The organism is Mesorhizobium hawassense (genome assembly GCF_003289945.1).
Lineage (GTDB): Bacteria > Pseudomonadota > Alphaproteobacteria > Rhizobiales > Rhizobiaceae > Mesorhizobium > Mesorhizobium hawassense.
In genome coordinates this window covers 42,319-59,158 of record NZ_QMBP01000005.1, presented here as the reverse complement: position 1 = coordinate 59,158, position 16,840 = coordinate 42,319, and the positions used below count along the sequence as shown (strand labels likewise).

Genomic DNA, 16,840 nt, shown 5'->3' with positions numbered 1-16,840 from the left:
TACCTACCTGCAAAGCATGAGAAAGCTCCTTGCGCTCTGTGTGCTGGCTATCGTCGCGTTCACGAGCTTTTGGGTGCTGGCGATCGTCGAGATCGCAAGCTTGTTTTGGGATTACCGCGAGACGGCATCGATGGCCCGCAACCGCGGAAGCGGTGCTCCGCCACCGATGCTGGACGAGCCTGACGGCGTGCCGACACATGCCGCGCCGAGCGAGAACGGGACGAACCGGGCGTATGCCGTCGATGAATCGGCGGCGGCGTTGACATCTGCCAACTGGCAGGGCCGGCCCCTCACACGCTGAAGTCGCTCTCGGTATCGGCGCCGAGCTGCGGCACGACGATTGCCTCCAGCGGGGCGTCGAGCTGCCATTTCACGCTGCCGGGCGTGCGTTCGAGGGTGGAGGAACCGCTCAGCGATTGCGGCGCCACACGCTGCAGCACCACCGTGCCGAAACCCTTGCGCTCGCCGGCATCCTTCCGCCCGGCCGTCTTCGGCGTGGCTTCAACGGCCGCCGCGCCGGATGTCTCGTGCCACAAAAGATGGAAGCGCCGCCGCGCCTCGGGGTCCGTCTCGACCTTCCAGGTGATTTCGACATGGCCGCCCTCGGCGGCAAGCGCGCCATATTTGGACGAGTTGGTGCCGAGCTCATGGAAGGCCATGCCGAGATTCTGCACGGCGTTCGACTGCAGCGTCAGCAGCGGCCCGGATAGCGAGATGCGCTCCTCATGGCCGAACGGCTTCAGATGCTCCTGGACGAGGTCGAACAGGCTGGCGCCGGCCCATTCCGAGGTGACAAGAAGATCGTGCGAGCGCGACAGCGCCATGATGCGCGAGCGGATCATCTGCTCGAACTCGGCGGGGTCGGTCGAGCGCTTGCTGGTTTCCCTGACCATCGACAGGATCACCGCGAACTGGTTCTTCACGCGATGGTTGACCTCGCGCATCAACAGCCGGATGCGGCGCTCGCTTTCCTTGGCGGCGCTGATGTCGCGGGCGATCTGGGAGGCGCCGACGATCTCACTGGCGCCGTTCTTGATCGGCGATACGGTCAGCGAAACGGCGATCAGCGATCCGTCCTTGCGCCTGCGGGTCGTCTCGAAGCTGGGAATGCGCTCGCCCGCTCGGATTTTGGCGATGATCTCGACTTCCTCGCCCTGCATATGCTCGGGAATCAGCATCAGGATCGACTGGCCGATGGCCTCCTCGGCGCTGTAGCCGAACATGCGCTCAGCCGCGTGATTCCAGTCGGTGATGACGCTGTTCAGGGTCTTGCCGATGATGGCGTCATAAGAGGAATCGACGATTGCCGCGAGCCGCGCGTCGGCATTCGCATCGGGTCGAAAGATCCCCCCGGAACTGATCATGCGCATTTAATTAGGGCCGGTGAAAATCGGGGCAACATGGCGAGGCGAAATCGCATCCGCTACGGCTTTGAGTTGTTGGGGCCGTCAACAGCCCTGTTTTCCGGCGATATCACGCCGAAATCCTGCGATTTCGTACCCGCGTCGGCGGTCAGGAAGCCTTCCACCGCCAGCCCGCGGCGCAACAGCTCGCGCACCGCTGCCGAACGGCTCGGCATGCGCTTCTCGAAGCGCCAGTTCTCCAGCGCCGCCAATTCCTCTTCCGTCAGCATGATCTGCAGCCTTTGCGGCCGTTCGAGCTCCGCCATCCCTGCCACCCTCAAGACAACCAGTGCTACAAATGAGTAAGTGTCTCACTGTGAGTAAAAGTAGGGTTTACCCCATAAAACGTCAAGAACGGTCAAACCGAGAAAAGCGCGGCACGCTAACGATCCCCATCATGTTACGAAATCACATTTGTTGCCTTATGCTAACTCATTGATTTATTTATGTGTTTTAACATTTGTGTATTGCCATTGAGCGGCTGCAGGCGCATGGTGCCGGACAGAGGGACAAACCGTCCGCGAAAGGGAGGGTTTTCCAATGTCACGACGATTTTCCAACCGGTTGCGCGATGACGCCCATTGCAAGGTCCAGCACGCCTTGCGGACCAAGGGCATCGTCAACATCATCGGATTGTCGGAAGAAATCAGGCTGAAGAACCTCGCCGAGAACATCGCACGCGAGGACATTGAAAGCCTGGTTATGGAGATTTCACAGCTCTACGGGGCGCCGATCGAGTTCGACGAGCACGTGCTGACGGCGCTCGACCTGCCCGAGGTCCTTGGCCCCGACAATCGCAACGACCTCGAAAAGGCGTTGCGGGAGCGGACGTCGGCGGAATTGCCGACCGAGTTGCTTCAGCTGGACGGATAGCCTGTTGCCGGTTGAAGGACCGAAAGTCCATCCTGGTCGCCATCATCGTCGCCGAGACACGGAACTCGCAATCTGACGTCGCGTTGATCCCGTAGGGAAGACGCGATGGCTGACAAGGATCCGGTCTGGAACGAAAACCAACCTAGCCTCGACGAATTCGTGAAGCGGCTGGTCGACGAGACCGGCATCAGCGAGGCGCAGGCGCTCGAACTTATCTATCTTATCGGGCTGAATTGGAGCTCACTGGTTCGCGAGGCAAAGGCAATCGCTTCTCGGCACTGAGGCTCAGGACCTGGTGTCGAGACGATCCAGTATCGTCAGGCCGGTCTCGTACTTGTCCGGCGCCATGCCTGCCTGGTGAGCCTGCCACAGATTGTCCCTGAGATCGGCCTTCTTGACCGGCCGCGCCAGTTCATTGGAAATCGCACGGCAGATGAAGCCTTCCTCGCTCTCGTCCATGCGCCTGGTCAGCGCATCGACCGCCGCCACCACCGGCAGGCCGAAGCCGGCGCCGTGCAGCCGGTCGAGGCTCCAGCCCTCGCCCTTCTCGACGACGTCATGCAGATAGGCGACGGTCTTTTCGTCGAGCGTTTCAACCGCATCGGCGACGCGCCGCAGATGTTCGATATAGGGTCTGCCGGTCTTGTCTTTCTGGCCCCTGTGGGCCTGCTCAGCGATCTGCGCTGCCTGATGAAGCATAATCCTTCTGATCTCCTGACAAATGGAGCCCGCCCCGGCGAGGGACGGCCGAGGCGGGCTTGCTCGGGTCTGGACCCGGTCCGGTGGCGCGTCTTCGCGGGGGGAGCGGGGCTGCGCGCCATCCTGCATGCAAGAACAAAGGCACCGGGCGAATGTTCCGCCGCTCGCGGATTTTTGAGGACGCCGTGGCCATCCACGGACCCGCTCCAACCGGCGCCCAAAAAGAAGCCCGGACCAGGCGCCGGGCAGAGAGGTCTTGGGAACATGCCGACCGGAAGGTCATTCCTTCAGCATCTGCTAATTTGCCGGATCATTGCGACGGCCGGATGAAGCCTCGCCGGACTCCCGTATCTTGGGTCTGACACGCCGGAGAAAAGCTTTTGGGCAGGAACCTCGCGACCGCGCTGCCGTTAGCCATCAGTGTTCAACAGGAGGTCCGGCAATGGATTGGAACCGCGTCGAAGGCAATTGGAAGCAAATGAAGGGCAAGGTCAAGGAACAGTGGGGCAAGCTCACCGACGACGACCTCGACCGCATCGCGGGCAAGCGCGACCAGCTAGAAGGCAAGATCCAGGAGCGTTACGGTCTCGAGAAGGATCGCGTACGCCGCGACATCGACGACTGGTACAGCATGCAGGGCTGGTAGCAGCCGAGCCCTGAAGCGAAGGGCGCTGCCGCGCGGCAGCGCCCTTTTTTGCGAGCAGCTCTCGGCGCCGGAACATTCAGCCGTTTCAGAGGTTCAAGTTGGCATCACTTTGGCGGTTTGCGGTGCGCTATGACCAATTATTCGAAACTTCCCACGACGAGCCGCAAGCTGTTTCGCGTCGTCGTGGAAACACCCCGCGGCTCCGCCGTAAAGCTGGCCTATGAGCCGAAAACAGGCGTGTTCGAATATTCCCGCCCTCTTCCCGTCGGAAACACCTATCCGTACGACTGGGGCTTCGTGCCTTCGACCCTAGGGGACGATGGTGACCCGCTGGACGGACTGGTCATCCATCAGGCCGCCACGGCGCCGGGCGTGGTCATAAAATGCGACTTGCTCGGCGCCTTGAGACTGAGGCAGCGCGATCCCGACGGCTCGAAGGTCCGCAACGACAGGTTCATCTTCTGCCCGCGCAAGGAAGACGCGCCGGATGAGCCGGTGGCAGCGGCCGATGTGCCCGGGGAGCTTCGCCGCGAGATCGAGCAGTTCTTCCTTTCTTCGGTGCTCGGCACCGGCAAGAAAATCAAGGTCAAGGGCTGGCAGGATGCCGCCGAGGCGCGGACGTCGCTGAAGAAGGGGATGAAATCCTTCAAACGCAAATTTGCTGGCTGAGCGCGCGCAGCCTATGCCTATCTCTCGCCCTATCCCATTGAACGCGATGCATATCTGCGTCGACATGCAACGCATGTTCATGCCTCCAGGGCCATGGGCGGTCGAGTGGTTTCCCCAGACCCTGCCTAAAGTGGTCCGGCTTATCGAAAAGAGGCCGCCGCGAACCATCTTCACGCGGTTCATTCCCGCGCGGCGTCCCGGAGACGGACATGGCCAATGGCGAAGCTACTACGAACGCTGGAGCGAGATGACGCTGGAAAATGCCGGAGCCGAAATCATTGAACTGGCGCAGGAATTGCAGGTCTTCGTCCCGCCAGCACTCCAGTTCGACAAACCCGTCTATTCGCCGTGGTTCGGCGAAACGTTGCGACGCGCACTGACCGCAGACCATGTCGACACCCTGATCGTCAGTGGCGGCGAGGCCGACATGTGCGTCCTGGCCACGCTGCTCGGAGCCATCGATTTCGGCTTCCGCACGGTCCTAGCCGCAGACGCGATCTGCAGCACCTCCGACGAAGCCTATGAGAGCATCCTCAGGCTATTCACCAAACGATACTCTCATCACGTCGAGGTCGCTCCCGTGGATGAAATCCTGGACTTCTGGATCTAGACCACGACTGCATAGCGAAAGCGGCACGCCATCTGTCCGCCGTATCGACTGCCAAGAACGGCCGTGACGGCCGCCGCTAAGACTTCGGTCCGATGCGCGCTGGACCGTGGGCCGAAGGCGGGAACGCAAGCAACCTGCTCCCGTTGGTTGAAGGGGACAAGCTGCGCGTCGCCGCAGGAATCGACTTCAGCGGCTACGCGGCGCTCAAACATTGGAGAGAAGACATGAACAACATCATTTGGCTCGTCGGAGCGGTCGTCATCGTCCTTTTCATATTGGGCTTCCTCGGCTTCCGGTGACGCAAGACCCGTTCGGCACGATGATCGCCGCTGATGTCGCGACCTGCCACGCGAAGCGCGATCGGCTCTGCCCGATGGGCATTGGCCCAAGCATGAGCTCAAGTTCATCGTGAACATCGGCAAGGTCAGCCCCTTCGGAACCAATTGCCTTGATCGCCCGATGTGACGGTGACCGCTCCGACATCTCCGAAGATGCGCGGACCGCGCCTGAAGGCGGCAGGATCGGAAGGCCAGGCTTACTTGCCTGCCACCTTTTTCTTCGCTTTTCTTGGCGCCTCTTCGATCGATCCTTGCGCCAGCCGGGCCTCGCGAAGACGCGCGGTCTTTGCAATCCTGGCTGCCGACTCGCCATCGATGATGGCGCGCGCGGTTTTCGTGGTGGCGTCGTTCTTGGCGTCGCCTTTCGGCTTGAACACATTCATCTCAGCCATGTGTTACCTCGCTGTGCAAAATGAAAAAGGCCGGGCGAACCCGACCTTCCCTCAAAACCTCGGCGCCGATGTCAGTACATCCGTGATCAAGGGCGCCGACGCATGGTTTAGGCCACCTGGGTTCAGGCCGCCTGGAGGTTTTCCGCCGCGCTCTTGCCGCTGCGGTTATCCTTGACGACATCGAAGCTCACCTTCTGGCCCTCGACCAGCGAACGCATGCCAGCGCGCTCAACCGCCGAAATATGGACGAACACGTCAGGCTGCCCATTGCCCTGCTCGATGAAACCGAAGCCTTTGGTTGCGTTGAAGAACTTTACTGTTCCAGTAGTCATGCGATTTCCTTTCAAATCGACGCCAAATCTTTCCGCCCGGCTCACTCGCCGGACGTCACAATCTTCGAAATTGAGAGGAAAAATCGTCAGGGCAGCGCCCGAAAAACAACGTTCATTCAACAAGATCGATAGCGGATATATAGCGCTCGATTTCATTCACGGCAAGGTAAGGCCGCGTAATATTTCCGTACGCCTCGTACAACGGCTTAGGGCGGGCGCTCGACATTCCCGCGCCGCCTCCCCGCGACAGCTGCGCGCGGCCCGCGCCAGATTGCCGGCTGCTGATGCGCGGCGGCGGCTCTGGCATCCCGGGCCGCGCCTTTCCGCGTACAGAAACGGCGGCCGAGACAGCCGCCGTTCCTTACCACCGATCGGCTGGCATCGTCAGTTGGCGCCCCCGAGTTGCTTGGTCATCTTGCAGAAATCGTCGTGCTGCTTGGCGATGGTGTCGTCACCGCAGTCCTTCTTGATCGAGGTGCGGTCTTCCTCGGTCATGGCCAGCCAGGCCTTCTTGAACTCGTCGCCGGATCTCATCGTCTTCATGCCGGCGTCGGTGAAGAAGGGCGACATCTTTTGCGGGTCGTCCAGTGCCGACGTGCCCTTGGCACTGCTGGCCATCGCCGCGCCGGTGGCGAGTGAAAACACGATCGCGCTCATGCAAAGCATTTTGGTATTCATTTGCTTACTCCCTGCCAGTTTTAGAAACAACTGCTTTGAACAGCGCTTGCCCTGGCAAAAAGTTCCAAACGAAATCAAAGAAATGCAAAGGCGAGCAGCTCCGCGCATACCGGAGAATCCGCGGCGTCCGAACCTTCGCCCAGGTCAAAATGCCAATTGATCATTTGCAGCCAGGCGCGCACGGATTTTCTTGGTGGAACAAGTCCCGTGACTTCGTGTTGGTAGTGATCCAACCCCAGCCAGGAGATGCGGAAATGGCGACGACGAAAGCGGCCTCGAACAAAGGCCTGAACGAACTTTTCCACGACACGCTGAAGGACATCTATTTCGCCGAGAAGAAGATTCTCGCCACGCTGCCCAAGATGGCGAAGGCCGCGCAGGACGACGCGTTGAGGGCAGCCTTCGAAAAGCATCGCACCCAGACCGAGGAACATGTCGCGCGTCTCGAGGAGGTCTTCGAGGTGATCGACAAGAAGCCGGTAGGCAAGACCTGCGCCGCCATCATGGGCATCACCGAGGAAGGCGCCGAGATCATGGACGAATACAAGGGCTCGCCTTCGCTCGATGCCGGTCTCCTGGCCGCCGCCCAAGCCGTCGAGCATTACGAGATTTCGCGCTACGGCACGCTCAGGACCTGGGCGCAGGAGCTCGGCCTGACCGAAGCGGTCACCTTGCTCGACAAGACGCTGAGTGAAGAGAAGGAGACGGACGTCGCGCTGACCAAGCTTGCCGAATCGGCCGTCAACCTCGCGGCCGAAGCCGCATAATCGCGGTCAGTCGACGGCCGGACTTTCTCTTCGGCCCAGCTTTTAACGAGCCCCGGCGGGTCACCGGGGCTCGTTGCCGTTGGTTCCCACGCATCGCTCAATCGAATGGCGGCGGCCGTTGCCTGTAGGGCGAATGGAACCGGACCAGGATTTGATTATTCCATCTGGAAGGCAACCCAGCATGACCAGGTCGTCGCTCCATCTGCTCAAAGGCACAGGCTACGTGATCTCCACGGTGAGCGTTATCCTGCTCGCGACCGTCAGTTGGGAGAGCGCCTCGAAAAGCTCAATTCTGATCGCCTGCCTGCTCGGCGGAGCCGCCGCCTCGATCATCGGCATGTTCTGCCGCTGGCTTTCCTACGAGATCGAGAAGAGGCGGGAAGAGCGGAAATAGAACGGCTTCACGGCTTCAGTCCCCGCGGCGCACATATCCCGCCACCAGCAGCGTCATCAGGCTGCTGACGACAATCCATATGCCGGTCTTATCAAATGCCGACGCCCGCGGCGCCCGCGGGCCAACACCGGCTGCGGCTACGGGCATCGTTGCGCTGGGCTTGGCTGCAGCCCGGTCATTCGCTCTCGCCACCACCGGCGCCAGATCGCGCCGGCTGCCGCGGCGCACCGAATAGGCGCGCGTGATCTCGGCGCCGAAGAGGAAAATCTGCGCCGAGTAGTAGACCCAGACCAGCACCACCATCAGCGCGCCGGCCGCGCCGTATGAGGTGGCGATGGCGCTGGTGCCGATGTACCAGCCGATCAGCGACTTGCCGATGGTGAAGAGCAGCGCCGTGACCAGCGCGCCGATGCCGACATCGCGCCATTTCAGCGTCCGGTCCGGCAACACCTTGTAGATCGCGGCGAAGAGCAACGCGATCAGCAGGAACGAGACGGCCGTGTTGATGGCGCTGACGATCAGTTCGCCGAAGGGCAGGCCGCGGTTGATGATTTCGCCCAGCGCCGAGATCGCGGTGCTGGCGGCAAGCGAGACCAGCAGCAGGAAGCCGAGCGCGCCGACAAGGCCGAGGCTCGCTGCCCTTGCCCTGACCATGCGCGTCAGCGACACGCCGTTGGGCTTCACCTTCCAGATCTCGTTCAGCGACTGCTGCATCTCGCCGAAGACGCCCGACGCGGTGATGAACAGCGTCACCAGCCCGATCAGCGTGGCAAGCGTTCCCGACCAGCGATGCGCGGCGGTCTCGATCGTGGCCTTGAGCAGGTCTGCGCTCTGCGGGCCCATGACGCCGGATATCTCGGCCGACAGCGCAAGCTGGGCGGCATCGTTGCCGATGACGAAGCCGGCGATCGCAACGACGATCAGCAGGATCGGCGCCAGCGACGTGGTGGCGTAAAAGGCCATTGCCGCGCCGTGGCTCAGCGCATTGTCGTTGATGTAGCCGGTGACGCTTTCCTTCAGCAGTATCCAGCCTTCGTCGACCCAGCCCGGCATCGTCGCCATTTCGGACGCGACAGGGGCGCCGTCTCTGGTGGGTTGCGTCTTTTCTGCCATTTTCTACCCAAGCCCAATACGGAGCGGGCCGGGTGGGACAAGAGCTCGACTGCCTTTTCGTTGGCCAGGGCGTGAAGCCGGAGAAACCAGCCCTGTTCTCTTTGCCACCAGGTCCGGCTGACGCGGCCCGCTGAGCACAACCCGGTGCCGGCGCGATGGTTCCGGCCGCCTGTCGATGTCCAACGCACGACTAGGCAGAGCAACGGCGTTGAACTAGCCTCAAGACAGGATCAGAGGCGCGTGGGGGCATGCGATGAAGGTCAATCTCGTCTACGCGCATCCGGCACAGGACAGCTACCAGGCGTCGCTTCACCGGCACGTCGTGGAAGTCCTGAAGGCCAGGGGCGACGAGGTCGTCGACTTCGATCTCTACGCCATGAAATTCGATCCGGTCATGCAGGTCGAGGAGTTGAAGGGGCACGCCGGTCCGTCGCCGGTGCCGGCGGATCTGCGGGTCTATATCGACGCGCTGCAATGGGCCGAAGCCTGCGTGTTCTTCTTCCCCACCTGGTGGTCGGGCATGCCCGCGATGCTCAAGGGATATTTCGACCGCGTGTGGCGGCCGGGCGTGGCCTTCGAACTGCCGACGGATGGCGGCATGATCAAACCAGCGCTCTTGAACATCCGCCGGATGGGCGTGGTCACCACCACCGGATCGCCATGGTGGTACACCAGGCTCTATATGCAGGACCCCGGCAGAAAGGTGCTTTTGCGCGGCTTGAAATCCATGTGCGGACGCACGGAGAAGCACCTCTATCTGGCGAAATATTCGGTGGAAAGCATCTCCCACGAGGAGCGGGTGAAGTTCGCCCGCAAGGTGGAGAAGCGGTTCGCGCGATTTTGAGCGGACGCCGTCGAAATTTGCAACGCGGGACAATCGATATATAATTAGCTGACTAAGTGATTCATGGCGCGGTGAACCGATGGCCAAGAAGAAAAACAGGCAGCCCACTTCCGGCACCGCGGCAGCCTCCCGCGCCGAGATCCAGGAGGCGGCTTATTTTGCCCGCAAATGCGGCCTCACCCGCGACGAGGCTCTGCAGTTGATCCGCGAGGCCCATGCCCCGGTCGAAAAAGGGGTTCAAGGCGGGAAGCGGAAGCATTGACTCCTATCGTCGACGAGGCTGGCCTCATTTGCTCGTCTGAGGCGGGACCTCGCCCGGCTTGATCACCGGCATCTCACTGCCGGTCGGCGGCGGTTCAGCGGCGTTCTGGTCGCCGGTGGGCGGCGGCTTCAGCACGCCGCCGCAATTGCCGAGTTGCTTCGACAATTCGTCCGTGGCGGCCTCTTGCTTCTGCTTTTGCTGCTCGTCGTTGGCGTCGGGCTTGACCTGGCAGTTCTGCGTCAGCTGATCTATCGGCTGGGCGGCCGTCTGGGCCGCCGCCGGCAGCGCCGGGATCAGCGTGAGGGCTGCGATGAGAAGCGCTTTTTTCATGGGATCCTCCTGATAGGTCAGTAACCCCCGATGATCGGCAAGATCTCGCCGGTGATGTAGCTGGAGCATTGCGGCGAGGCGAGAAACACATAGGCCGGCGCGATCTCCTCCGGCTGGGCCGGCCGCTTCATCGGCGTCTTGGCGCCGAACTGCGAGACGTCTTCCGGTTCCTTCTCGGACGGGTTGAGCGGCGTCCACACAGGCCCCGGCGCCACCGCGTTGACACGGATGCCCTTGCCGACGAGATTGCCGGAAAGCGCGCGGGTGAAGGCGTGGATGCCGCCCTTGGTCATCGAATAGTCGATCAGCTCCTTCGACCCTTCGATGCCGGTGACGGAACCGGTGTTGACGATCGCCGAGCCCGGTTTCATGTGCGGCACGGCTTCCTGCGCCATGTGGAAATAGCCGTAGAGATTGGTCTTCAGCGTGGTGTCGAAATGCGCTTCGGTGAGATCGGCGAAGTCGGCCGAGTGGACTTGGAAGGCGGCGTTGTTGACCAGCACGTCCAGCCTGCCGAAAGCCTTCACCGTCTCGGCCACCGCCTTGCGGCAGAAGGCGCGTTTGGCGACGTCACCGCGCAAGATGATGCAGCGCCGGCCCTCCGCCTCGACCGCCTGCTTCGTCGTCTTGGCGTCGCGGTCCTCGCTGAGATAGACGATCGCGACATCGGCGCCCTCGCGCGCGAACAGAACAGCCACCGCGCGGCCGATACCGGAGTCACCGCCGGTGACCAGCGCGACCTTGTCCTCCAGCTTGCCCGACCCTTGCCAGAACGGCGCGTCATAGAGCGGGGCCGGTTCGATCGCCCATTCCTCGCCGGGCTTGGGATGGTGCTGTTTCGGGAAAGGCGGCGTGGGGTAGCGGCGGGCGCCGGCCTGCATCGCGCCTGACGCTCTGGGCTTCGGTTTACGGCGATCGGTTGCGTCGACCTTGCGCTGGACGCTGCGCTGCCTGCGCGCGGTCTTCCGCGTGTCCGTCTTCTTGGCCGCGCCTGATTTCCGGGCGGCGTCGGATTTCGTTCGGCTGCTGGTCGGCATGACATTCTCCTTTGTTGAAGGGACAACGCCTGCCGGCCAAAAAGGTTGGGTTGGGAAAAGGTTGGGCCGGTTTGCCGCATCTCGGCGCGGCCCCAGGCATACATCAAAGTTAAATGCGGCCGCCGCTGCGCGGTGCTAACCGTTCGTCCCTGGGGGGACTCTTCAGGAGGAGTCCCATGGACGTTCGAATTTTTATCGGCAGCCTCTCGGCCGCATTGCTGCGCCGGCGCGCCGCCATGCCGCCGGTCCCCGTCAGGGTGATCCGCGCTTCGCTGGCCGAGGTGCCGCTCAGGCCGCGTCCCAGGCCACCGCATCGGCCGGCGCCGCCGATCCGGCCCGCGAGCAATATGTAAAATCAGGATTTTAGCGCGGACTTGCCCGCCGGATGCAACCGACCGGCACAGTCATCGTTTACCGCCAACCCCTTTTTATGGTGCATCATGAAATCATTGCCTACCAACAATCCGCTTTTCGTCCTCGCCGCCGCGGTGATTACGGCCGCGCCCTTTGTCGGCCTTGCCTTGCGCACCCGCGAATGGCTGGGGTGGTGAAACAGAGATGAGCCGTTTTCTGCCACTTACCATCCGCTTCATCAGCGGCGGATCGATGCTGGTCACCACGGTCGCCGAAGCAAAAACGGCGCTGGCCGGAACCTGGAGGAACAAGGAGGCGCCGGACTATCTCGAGGCGGTCCGCCTGGTGGATGACGCGATCGCGGGCACCTGCCGGCCGGCGATCGCCTTTGCCGCCTTCAAGAAGGTCGCGATGCAACAGGGCCTGCTGAAACCGGCCTCGCCAAGCGCGGCGCTCACCATGCTGGACGAGCTCTCGTCGCGCTCCAAGGCGCCGCCCAGTTAGATATCCAATTATCGCCGACCTATCTCGGCTCGCGCGTCATGCTGAGATAGGTCGGATCGAACTCGGCGATCGCGACCAGACGCTCCCAGTCGAGGATAACGATCCGGTGGCTCGTCCAGTTGATGACGTTCATGCGGCGCAGCGTGCCGATCACCCGGTTCATATGGACGACCGAGAGGCCGAGCACGTCGGCGAGCTCGGCCTGCGACAGCGGCAGATGAAAACTCATGTCGCGCGTCTTCTTCACCACCTGCAGCCTGACGAACAGCTCGCAGATCAGATGCGCGAGATGCGAGATCTTAGAGCGGCGGCCCATGGCCACGATCCATTCGCGGTGGATGGCGCCGTCGACCAGCGTATCCAGCCACAAGAGCCGGGTAAGATGCGGCGCCTGCTCGGTGATCGCCTTGAGCTTGCCGTGCTCGGCGGCCAGCACATGACAGGGCGACAGCGCGATGATGCCGTGATCCATCGTCTTCAAGAGGAAGGCGTGCAGGTCGACGAAGTCGCCGGCGACCTGCAGCGAGGTGAACTGGCGCCCGCCATCCTCAAGCACCTTGTATCGGGCCGCGAGGCCGTCGACGATCAGCGTGCTGTGGATCGGGCGGGCTCCTTCCGTCACGATATCCTCGCCGGCGGCGACATATTTTTCGAGCGACATGGCGCCGGCGAGCAGCGCCTTTTCTTCCTCCGACAAGGCGTCGTGCTGGCCGAGGTTGAGATAAAGCGATTCCAGCATCCGGCGTCCTCCATTCGCAACTGCTAACGCCGCAGGGCGGGGCTGGTTGCAGGCGGCCGTGCGCCGTGGCAGCGGCGCACATGGATTTCCCCTCAGGATCAAATGCTTGGAACCATGATCGCGGCCGGGGATTGAACCTTGCGAACGGCCGGGAACGCTTCAACGATGGAACGCTACTATTTCGACCTCTATAATTCCGAGCATAGCCAGGTCGACGACCAGGGGCAGCTTTTTGCCAATCGCGAGCGCGCCGGCCTGGAAGCGTTGCGCATCCTGCAGGACGTTGCCCGCGACGAGGCGCCGGGAGCCGAGCGGCTGAAGATCACCGTCAAGCTGCGCAACGCGGAGAAGGTGCAGATATTCGAGGCTTCGCTGACGCTGCACTCGGCCTGGAGCTGAGGCCAGCATCCCATTCGCCGGAGGCGAGCATGTTCGCGGATTTCGAGGCATTGGAGATCGACACGGGCGCAGCAAGGATCTTCGCCCGCCGTGGCGGCAGCGGGCCCGGCCTGCTCCTGCTGCACGGCTTTCCGCAGACGCATCTGATGTGGCGCGACGTGGCGCCCGGCCTGGCGCGCGATTTCACCGTCGTCTGCGCCGATCTGCGCGGCTACGGGCAAAGCTCATGCCCGCCATCCTCCGCCGACCATGCGCCCTACGCCAAGCGGGCCATGGCAGCCGATATGGTGGCGCTGATGGAGACGCTCGGTTTTCAGCGCTTCATGGTCGCCGGCCACGATCGCGGCGGGCGCGTCGCCTACCGGTTGGCGCTCGACCATCCGGACCGCGTCGGGAAGCTCGCCGTGCTCGACATCATCCCGACCGCCGATGCCTGGGACCGTGCCGACGCAAGGCTGGCGCTCGGCTATTGGCCGTGGTCGCTGCTGGCGCAGCCCGAACCGCTGCCGGAGACGATCCTGGCGGCCGCCGCCGAGGCCATCGTCGACAATGCGCTTGCCGGCTGGGGATCGGCGCCCGACGCGTTCCCGCCCGGCGTGCGGCAGGCCTATGTCGATGCTTTGAGCGACCCGGCGCATATCCATGCGATCTGCGAGGAATATCGCGCGGCGGCTTCACTCGACCGCGAGCACGACCGTGCCGACCGGGAGGCGGGCCGGCGCATCGGCTGCCCGATGCTGGCGCTGTGGAGCGAGCATGGCGCGCTGGCGGAATGGTACGGCCAGGAGGGCGGACCGTTGGCGCTGTGGCGAAACTGGGCGGACGACGTCAGCAGCGGCGCCCCGCCCGGCGGCCACTTCTTTCCGGAGGAATCGCCGATCGAGACGGCGGCCACGCTCGACGCCTTCTTTTCCGGACGCTAGCGCTCAACCATTGCGGGAGATTGGCGCGCGGCAGCGCCGTCCGACCCGAATCACACGAGCATCAGGCAAAGCACCGGCAGGGCCGCCAGGCCGATCGCCATGGCGATCAGCGTGACGTGGCCGAGACGCTCGGCGCGCCTGGCAATGTCGGCGACCTCGTCCTCGTCGTTGATGACATCGAGGAAGGAAAGGTCGGCACGGGTGGCATGGTTGTTGTCATTGGCAGGCAGGCTTTCGGCGTCCTGCCGGGCGGGCTTGGCGTAGATATAGGTCAAAACGTCGTCTCGCTCCGAAGCCGACTCTCGCGGCCTTCTCGTTTGTGGATATTGGTGCCCGCCGAAATTGCGCGGGGGGCGATCGGCGGGCACCAGAATGGCCGGCGATGGAGGGGGCTTTCTCGTCGGCCGCACACCAATTCGCAGAAAGCACATAGGTTGCACAAGCCAGCCCAATGCGTTGTCTCGGTCGGACTTCAGTCTGATCAGGGGTCACGAAATGTTGCGGCCGGAACATCGGTTGCCAATGCCCGCTTGACGAACGTTATTTCCTCCGCCGCTGCATCCGCAATGGAACATCTTACGCCTGCTCCAGTTCCCCTAGGACCGGCGCCTCAAAGGCCGCCGCAGCAGGATGTTTCATGGAGGCACCAATGTCCCTGCATACCCTTCATCCCGAACGTGTCGACGAGACCCGCATGCAGGCCTATTCGACCTTCGGTCCGCTGCTGATCCAGTCATTGGCCCAGAAACTGGCGGGCCAAGGCATGCGCGAGCTGGACAAGATCGAGCAATCGCTGGTGCGGCTGATCGAGGAAACCAACGTCGCAGCGCCGAATGCCGAGGCGATGAAGGAATTCGCCGTCGAGCTCATCGTTTCGACGCTGCGCAACGTGCGCGAGCACCCCGACGCCAAGCAAGATCTGGAACAGATCGAGGAGCGCCGCACCGAAGGCCGGTCGGAGAATCCGGGCACGCTGGAAGAGCAGTTGCAGTCGGGCCTCGAGGACAGTTTTCCGGCCAGCGATCCGCCGGCCGTGGTCTCGACCGCGATCAGCGGCGGCGCGAAGGACATCGTCGGCACCGACGAGGTGCTGCGCCGCAAGAAGGAAGCGCGCCGCGGGCAGCCGGCGAACTGAAAGCAAAGGAGCCCTGCGATGACCCGGGCAAACGACAACATCCCAAACCGGCCTGACGCCGCCCATGCGCCGGCGACCGGCAACCTGCCGACCAAGGGCGGCGACGATCCCGATGTGCGGTTCCTGGCGGAAAACACCGATCTGTCGCCAAAGCAGGCGCGCGAATTGATCCGCGAGCACGGGCATGACCGCGACAAGCTGCTCGAGATCGCGCGAACCATGAAGGCGGAGAGCTGACCCGCCTCCAATCACGGAGAAGAAACATGCCACGTGGCGACAAATCCAAATACACCGACAAGCAGGAACGCAAGGCCGACCATATCGCCGAGGGCTATGAGCATCGCGGCGTTTCGCAGAAGGAAGCCGAGCGACGCGCCTGGGCGACCGTCAACAAGGACGATGGCGGCGGCAAGAAGGAAGGCGGGTCTGGGCGCGGCCAGCACACCGGCCATCCCGCCGCGCACAAGGGTGGCAGGATGGGCGGCAAGGCCTCGGGCGAGCGCTCCGCGGCGGATCGTTCGGCCTCGGCGAAGAAGGCTGCAGCGACGCGCAAGCGGAATGAGGGGCATGCGCATCATTGATGACGTTTAGATTGCAAGCGTCCGCGATTTGCGAAATCGACGCCGCCGCCCCTTTCTCCCCGTCACTATACGGGGAGAAATGCCCGGCAGGGCAATGAGGGGCAGAACCGAGGCCGCGAGTTTGTCGTCGTTGCGCTGCCGTCGGCTCTCAGGACGCCGAACGCTGCGCCGCCCCTCATCCGCCCTTCGGGCACCTTCTCCCCGTTGAACAGGGAGAAGGGAAGAAGCCCCTAAAGCGGCATCTCCGAAGTCTGCTTGATCGTTTGGCTGGGCACATCCGTCTTGACGTTCTGGACGCCCTTGATGCGGCTCAGATGCTCCGACTGGAAGCGGCGGTAGTCGTCGATGCCGGCGGCTACGATCCGCACCATGGCGTCGCAGTCGCCCAGCATCAGGTAACACTCCATCACTTCGGGGAATTTCGCCACCTCGGCGGCGAAGTGCTCGATCGTGTCCTCGTCCTGCTGCTTCAGCCAGATGCGGGTGAAGAAGGTCTGGCCGCGGCCGATCTTGGCGGGGTTGAGCACCGCTACATAGCGGTCGATGACGCCGGCCTCCTCCAGCAGTTTCACGCGGCGCAGGCAGGGCGACGGCGACAGGCCGACCTCCTTCGCCAGGTCGTTGTTGGCCATGCGCCCGTCACGCTGCAGGGCGCGCAGGATGCGCCTGTCGATGTCATCCAGCTTCATGGTGCATGATTCCAATCTTTTGCCTGAATACGCTATCCAATGCCAAATCGTGGCAGAAACGGCGCATCTTCGCAACCCGATTGCCCGGCGTTTCGGCTATGGTGCGGCCACCGATATCCGACAACCGAA

General features: G+C 62.9%; 30 protein-coding genes. 18 read left to right on the top strand and 12 right to left on the bottom strand.

Features of this window, described 5'->3' with window-relative positions:
* Positions 1-16 precede the first annotated feature (16 nt).
* The gene (locus DPM33_RS12745) at positions 17-301 is read left to right on the top strand and encodes a hypothetical protein (protein ID WP_112097794.1); all 285 of its coding nucleotides are present in this window, start codon (positions 17-19) and stop codon (positions 299-301) included.
* On the opposite strand, the gene DPM33_RS12740 is transcribed toward DPM33_RS12745, so the two are convergent.
* Complete coding sequence (locus tag DPM33_RS12740) at positions 291-1,364, bottom strand: sensor histidine kinase (protein WP_112098039.1); 1,074 nt, start codon at positions 1,362-1,364, stop codon at positions 291-293. The two genes, DPM33_RS12745 and DPM33_RS12740, sit on opposite strands and share 11 nt — an antisense overlap.
* Positions 1,365-1,423: 59 nt before the next feature.
* Entirely contained in the window at positions 1,424-1,669 is a 246-nt protein-coding gene (locus tag DPM33_RS12735; protein ID WP_112097793.1) for a hypothetical protein, read from the bottom strand.
* 274 nt (positions 1,670-1,943) lie between these two features.
* Here DPM33_RS12735 and DPM33_RS12730 point away from each other — a divergent pair, with 274 nt between their 5' ends.
* The gene (locus DPM33_RS12730) at positions 1,944-2,276 is read left to right on the top strand and encodes a hypothetical protein (RefSeq protein ID WP_146770234.1); all 333 of its coding nucleotides are present in this window, start codon (positions 1,944-1,946) and stop codon (positions 2,274-2,276) included.
* A 105-nt stretch (positions 2,277-2,381) separates the two neighbouring features.
* The gene (locus tag DPM33_RS36190) at positions 2,382-2,558 is read left to right on the top strand and encodes a hypothetical protein (RefSeq protein ID WP_167449043.1); all 177 of its coding nucleotides are present in this window, start codon (positions 2,382-2,384) and stop codon (positions 2,556-2,558) included.
* A 3-nt stretch (positions 2,559-2,561) separates the two neighbouring features.
* On the opposite strand, the gene DPM33_RS12725 is transcribed toward DPM33_RS36190, so the two are convergent.
* Complete coding sequence (locus DPM33_RS12725) at positions 2,562-2,975, bottom strand: HD domain-containing protein (protein ID WP_112097791.1); 414 nt, start codon at positions 2,973-2,975, stop codon at positions 2,562-2,564.
* A gap of 442 nt (positions 2,976-3,417) precedes the next feature.
* Between DPM33_RS12725 and DPM33_RS12720 the strand changes: the two genes are divergently transcribed.
* The 4 genes from DPM33_RS12720 (at position 3,418) to DPM33_RS35805 (ending at position 5,199) form a co-directional block, all read left to right on the top strand.
* Positions 3,418-3,621: a CsbD family protein gene (locus DPM33_RS12720; protein ID WP_112097790.1), complete on the top strand. Its 204-nt coding sequence runs from the start codon at positions 3,418-3,420 to the stop codon at positions 3,619-3,621.
* 129 nt (positions 3,622-3,750) lie between these two features.
* Positions 3,751-4,290, top strand: a complete 540-nt coding sequence (locus tag DPM33_RS12715; protein ID WP_112097789.1) for an inorganic diphosphatase — start codon at positions 3,751-3,753, stop codon at positions 4,288-4,290.
* 46 nt (positions 4,291-4,336) lie between these two features.
* Positions 4,337-4,900: a cysteine hydrolase family protein gene (locus DPM33_RS12710; RefSeq protein ID WP_245442110.1), complete on the top strand. Its 564-nt coding sequence runs from the start codon at positions 4,337-4,339 to the stop codon at positions 4,898-4,900.
* Positions 4,901-4,992: 92 nt separating this feature from the next.
* On the top strand, positions 4,993-5,199 hold the full coding sequence (locus tag DPM33_RS35805) for a hypothetical protein (RefSeq protein WP_146770233.1): 207 nt from the start codon (positions 4,993-4,995) through the stop codon (positions 5,197-5,199).
* 236 nt (positions 5,200-5,435) lie between these two features.
* Here the strand turns inward: DPM33_RS35805 and DPM33_RS12705 are convergent, their stop codons facing one another.
* The 3 genes from DPM33_RS12705 to DPM33_RS12695 form a co-directional block, all read right to left on the bottom strand.
* Complete coding sequence (locus DPM33_RS12705) at positions 5,436-5,630, bottom strand: hypothetical protein (protein WP_112097788.1); 195 nt, start codon at positions 5,628-5,630, stop codon at positions 5,436-5,438.
* Between the two features lie 122 nt (positions 5,631-5,752).
* On the bottom strand, positions 5,753-5,962 hold the full coding sequence (locus DPM33_RS12700) for a cold-shock protein (RefSeq protein ID WP_112097787.1): 210 nt from the start codon (positions 5,960-5,962) through the stop codon (positions 5,753-5,755).
* Positions 5,963-6,346: 384 nt separating this feature from the next.
* Positions 6,347-6,619: a hypothetical protein gene (locus DPM33_RS12695; RefSeq protein WP_342634337.1), complete on the bottom strand. Its 273-nt coding sequence runs from the start codon at positions 6,617-6,619 to the stop codon at positions 6,347-6,349.
* 275 nt (positions 6,620-6,894) lie between these two features.
* Here DPM33_RS12695 and DPM33_RS12690 point away from each other — a divergent pair, with 275 nt between their 5' ends.
* A complete protein-coding gene (locus DPM33_RS12690) occupies positions 6,895-7,407 on the top strand; it encodes a YciE/YciF ferroxidase family protein (RefSeq protein ID WP_112097785.1) in 513 nt (170 codons plus the stop codon).
* Positions 7,408-7,588: 181 nt separating this feature from the next.
* Positions 7,589-7,801 carry a hypothetical protein gene (locus tag DPM33_RS12685; RefSeq protein WP_112097784.1) on the top strand — a complete coding sequence of 71 codons (213 nt, stop codon included), beginning with the start codon at positions 7,589-7,591 and terminating at the stop codon, positions 7,799-7,801.
* 15 nt (positions 7,802-7,816) lie between these two features.
* Here the strand turns inward: DPM33_RS12685 and DPM33_RS12680 are convergent, their stop codons facing one another.
* Positions 7,817-8,854, bottom strand: a complete 1,038-nt coding sequence (locus DPM33_RS12680; protein WP_112098037.1) for a YihY/virulence factor BrkB family protein — start codon at positions 8,852-8,854, stop codon at positions 7,817-7,819.
* A 313-nt stretch (positions 8,855-9,167) separates the two neighbouring features.
* On the opposite strand from DPM33_RS12680, the gene DPM33_RS12675 reads away from it, so the two are divergent.
* Both DPM33_RS12675 and DPM33_RS12670 read left to right on the top strand, forming a co-directional pair.
* A complete protein-coding gene (locus DPM33_RS12675) occupies positions 9,168-9,758 on the top strand; it encodes an NAD(P)H-dependent oxidoreductase (protein ID WP_112097783.1) in 591 nt (196 codons plus the stop codon).
* Between the two features lie 79 nt (positions 9,759-9,837).
* Positions 9,838-10,020 carry a hypothetical protein gene (locus tag DPM33_RS12670; RefSeq protein ID WP_112097782.1) on the top strand — a complete coding sequence of 61 codons (183 nt, stop codon included), beginning with the start codon at positions 9,838-9,840 and terminating at the stop codon, positions 10,018-10,020.
* A gap of 24 nt (positions 10,021-10,044) precedes the next feature.
* On the opposite strand, the gene DPM33_RS12665 is transcribed toward DPM33_RS12670, so the two are convergent.
* Together DPM33_RS12665 and DPM33_RS12660 are read right to left on the bottom strand one after the other, a co-directional pair.
* Positions 10,045-10,350, bottom strand: a complete 306-nt coding sequence (locus DPM33_RS12665) for a hypothetical protein (protein ID WP_112097781.1) — start codon at positions 10,348-10,350, stop codon at positions 10,045-10,047.
* 17 nt (positions 10,351-10,367) lie between these two features.
* Entirely contained in the window at positions 10,368-11,387 is a 1,020-nt protein-coding gene (locus DPM33_RS12660; RefSeq protein WP_112097780.1) for an SDR family oxidoreductase, read from the bottom strand.
* Between the two features lie 176 nt (positions 11,388-11,563).
* Here DPM33_RS12660 and DPM33_RS36185 point away from each other — a divergent pair, with 176 nt between their 5' ends.
* Together DPM33_RS36185 and DPM33_RS12655 are read left to right on the top strand one after the other, a co-directional pair.
* Positions 11,564-11,740, top strand: coding sequence for a hypothetical protein (locus tag DPM33_RS36185; protein ID WP_167449042.1), 177 nt, complete (start codon positions 11,564-11,566; stop codon positions 11,738-11,740).
* A 205-nt stretch (positions 11,741-11,945) separates the two neighbouring features.
* Positions 11,946-12,245 carry a DUF982 domain-containing protein gene (locus DPM33_RS12655; RefSeq protein WP_112097779.1) on the top strand — a complete coding sequence of 100 codons (300 nt, stop codon included), beginning with the start codon at positions 11,946-11,948 and terminating at the stop codon, positions 12,243-12,245.
* 19 nt (positions 12,246-12,264) lie between these two features.
* Here the strand turns inward: DPM33_RS12655 and DPM33_RS12650 are convergent, their stop codons facing one another.
* Positions 12,265-12,984: a Crp/Fnr family transcriptional regulator gene (locus DPM33_RS12650; RefSeq protein WP_112097778.1), complete on the bottom strand. Its 720-nt coding sequence runs from the start codon at positions 12,982-12,984 to the stop codon at positions 12,265-12,267.
* A gap of 165 nt (positions 12,985-13,149) precedes the next feature.
* Here DPM33_RS12650 and DPM33_RS12645 point away from each other — a divergent pair, with 165 nt between their 5' ends.
* Both DPM33_RS12645 and DPM33_RS12640 read left to right on the top strand, forming a co-directional pair.
* Positions 13,150-13,383 (top strand): DUF6894 family protein, encoded by a 234-nt coding sequence (locus tag DPM33_RS12645; RefSeq protein ID WP_112097777.1) that lies wholly within the window; start codon positions 13,150-13,152, stop codon positions 13,381-13,383.
* A gap of 29 nt (positions 13,384-13,412) precedes the next feature.
* Positions 13,413-14,306 (top strand): alpha/beta fold hydrolase, encoded by an 894-nt coding sequence (locus tag DPM33_RS12640; protein WP_112097776.1) that lies wholly within the window; start codon positions 13,413-13,415, stop codon positions 14,304-14,306.
* Positions 14,307-14,356: 50 nt separating this feature from the next.
* Here DPM33_RS12640 and DPM33_RS12635 read toward each other — a convergent pair whose 3' ends face one another.
* Positions 14,357-14,581: a hypothetical protein gene (locus DPM33_RS12635; protein WP_112097775.1), complete on the bottom strand. Its 225-nt coding sequence runs from the start codon at positions 14,579-14,581 to the stop codon at positions 14,357-14,359.
* A 374-nt stretch (positions 14,582-14,955) separates the two neighbouring features.
* On the opposite strand from DPM33_RS12635, the gene DPM33_RS12630 reads away from it, so the two are divergent.
* Genes DPM33_RS12630 through DPM33_RS12620 form a run of 3 tightly spaced genes read left to right on the top strand, consistent with a single transcriptional unit; the run spans position 14,956 to position 16,022 of the window.
* Positions 14,956-15,441, top strand: coding sequence for a hypothetical protein (locus DPM33_RS12630; RefSeq protein WP_112097774.1), 486 nt, complete (start codon positions 14,956-14,958; stop codon positions 15,439-15,441).
* Positions 15,442-15,459: 18 nt separating this feature from the next.
* Entirely contained in the window at positions 15,460-15,678 is a 219-nt protein-coding gene (locus DPM33_RS12625; protein WP_112097773.1) for a hypothetical protein, read from the top strand.
* Between the two features lie 26 nt (positions 15,679-15,704).
* Positions 15,705-16,022, top strand: a complete 318-nt coding sequence (locus tag DPM33_RS12620) for a plasmid stabilization protein (RefSeq protein WP_112097772.1) — start codon at positions 15,705-15,707, stop codon at positions 16,020-16,022.
* A gap of 230 nt (positions 16,023-16,252) precedes the next feature.
* Here the strand turns inward: DPM33_RS12620 and DPM33_RS12615 are convergent, their stop codons facing one another.
* The gene (locus tag DPM33_RS12615) at positions 16,253-16,711 is read right to left on the bottom strand and encodes an Lrp/AsnC family transcriptional regulator (RefSeq protein ID WP_027169750.1); all 459 of its coding nucleotides are present in this window, start codon (positions 16,709-16,711) and stop codon (positions 16,253-16,255) included.
* Positions 16,712-16,840: the final 129 nt, after the last annotated feature.

Bases quoted from the DNA above. Each gene is read 5' to 3' on its own strand.
- DPM33_RS12640 (WP_112097776.1), top strand. From the start codon at position 13,413: ATGTTCGCGGATTTCGAGGCATTGGAGATCGACACGGGCGCAGCAAGG.
- DPM33_RS12650 (WP_112097778.1), bottom strand. From the start codon at position 12,984: ATGCTGGAATCGCTTTATCTCAACCTCGGCCAGCACGACGCCTTGTCG.
- DPM33_RS12630 (WP_112097774.1), top strand. From the start codon at position 14,956: ATGTCCCTGCATACCCTTCATCCCGAACGTGTCGACGAGACCCGCATG.
- DPM33_RS12695 (WP_342634337.1), bottom strand. From the start codon at position 6,619: ATGAGCGCGATCGTGTTTTCACTCGCCACCGGCGCGGCGATGGCCAGC.
- DPM33_RS12645 (WP_112097777.1), top strand. From the start codon at position 13,150: ATGGAACGCTACTATTTCGACCTCTATAATTCCGAGCATAGCCAGGTC.
- DPM33_RS12710 (WP_245442110.1), top strand. From the start codon at position 4,337: ATGCATATCTGCGTCGACATGCAACGCATGTTCATGCCTCCAGGGCCA.
- DPM33_RS12655 (WP_112097779.1), top strand. From the start codon at position 11,946: ATGAGCCGTTTTCTGCCACTTACCATCCGCTTCATCAGCGGCGGATCG.
- DPM33_RS36190 (WP_167449043.1), top strand. From the start codon at position 2,382: ATGGCTGACAAGGATCCGGTCTGGAACGAAAACCAACCTAGCCTCGAC.
- DPM33_RS12740 (WP_112098039.1), bottom strand. From the start codon at position 1,364: ATGATCAGTTCCGGGGGGATCTTTCGACCCGATGCGAATGCCGACGCG.
- DPM33_RS12620 (WP_112097772.1), top strand. From the start codon at position 15,705: ATGCCACGTGGCGACAAATCCAAATACACCGACAAGCAGGAACGCAAG.
- DPM33_RS12725 (WP_112097791.1), bottom strand. From the start codon at position 2,975: ATGCTTCATCAGGCAGCGCAGATCGCTGAGCAGGCCCACAGGGGCCAG.
- DPM33_RS12730 (WP_146770234.1), top strand. From the start codon at position 1,944: ATGTCACGACGATTTTCCAACCGGTTGCGCGATGACGCCCATTGCAAG.
- DPM33_RS12665 (WP_112097781.1), bottom strand. From the start codon at position 10,350: ATGAAAAAAGCGCTTCTCATCGCAGCCCTCACGCTGATCCCGGCGCTG.
- DPM33_RS12615 (WP_027169750.1), bottom strand. From the start codon at position 16,711: ATGAAGCTGGATGACATCGACAGGCGCATCCTGCGCGCCCTGCAGCGT.
- DPM33_RS12690 (WP_112097785.1), top strand. From the start codon at position 6,895: ATGGCGACGACGAAAGCGGCCTCGAACAAAGGCCTGAACGAACTTTTC.
- DPM33_RS12720 (WP_112097790.1), top strand. From the start codon at position 3,418: ATGGATTGGAACCGCGTCGAAGGCAATTGGAAGCAAATGAAGGGCAAG.
- DPM33_RS12670 (WP_112097782.1), top strand. From the start codon at position 9,838: ATGGCCAAGAAGAAAAACAGGCAGCCCACTTCCGGCACCGCGGCAGCC.
- DPM33_RS12715 (WP_112097789.1), top strand. From the start codon at position 3,751: ATGACCAATTATTCGAAACTTCCCACGACGAGCCGCAAGCTGTTTCGC.
- DPM33_RS12625 (WP_112097773.1), top strand. From the start codon at position 15,460: ATGACCCGGGCAAACGACAACATCCCAAACCGGCCTGACGCCGCCCAT.
- DPM33_RS12685 (WP_112097784.1), top strand. From the start codon at position 7,589: ATGACCAGGTCGTCGCTCCATCTGCTCAAAGGCACAGGCTACGTGATC.
- DPM33_RS12700 (WP_112097787.1), bottom strand. From the start codon at position 5,962: ATGACTACTGGAACAGTAAAGTTCTTCAACGCAACCAAAGGCTTCGGT.
- DPM33_RS12735 (WP_112097793.1), bottom strand. From the start codon at position 1,669: ATGGCGGAGCTCGAACGGCCGCAAAGGCTGCAGATCATGCTGACGGAA.
- DPM33_RS35805 (WP_146770233.1), top strand. From the start codon at position 4,993: ATGCGCGCTGGACCGTGGGCCGAAGGCGGGAACGCAAGCAACCTGCTC.
- DPM33_RS12705 (WP_112097788.1), bottom strand. From the start codon at position 5,630: ATGGCTGAGATGAATGTGTTCAAGCCGAAAGGCGACGCCAAGAACGAC.
- DPM33_RS36185 (WP_167449042.1), top strand. From the start codon at position 11,564: ATGGACGTTCGAATTTTTATCGGCAGCCTCTCGGCCGCATTGCTGCGC.
- DPM33_RS12680 (WP_112098037.1), bottom strand. From the start codon at position 8,854: ATGCCGGGCTGGGTCGACGAAGGCTGGATACTGCTGAAGGAAAGCGTC.
- DPM33_RS12675 (WP_112097783.1), top strand. From the start codon at position 9,168: ATGAAGGTCAATCTCGTCTACGCGCATCCGGCACAGGACAGCTACCAG.
- DPM33_RS12660 (WP_112097780.1), bottom strand. From the start codon at position 11,387: ATGCCGACCAGCAGCCGAACGAAATCCGACGCCGCCCGGAAATCAGGC.
- DPM33_RS12745 (WP_112097794.1), top strand. From the start codon at position 17: ATGAGAAAGCTCCTTGCGCTCTGTGTGCTGGCTATCGTCGCGTTCACG.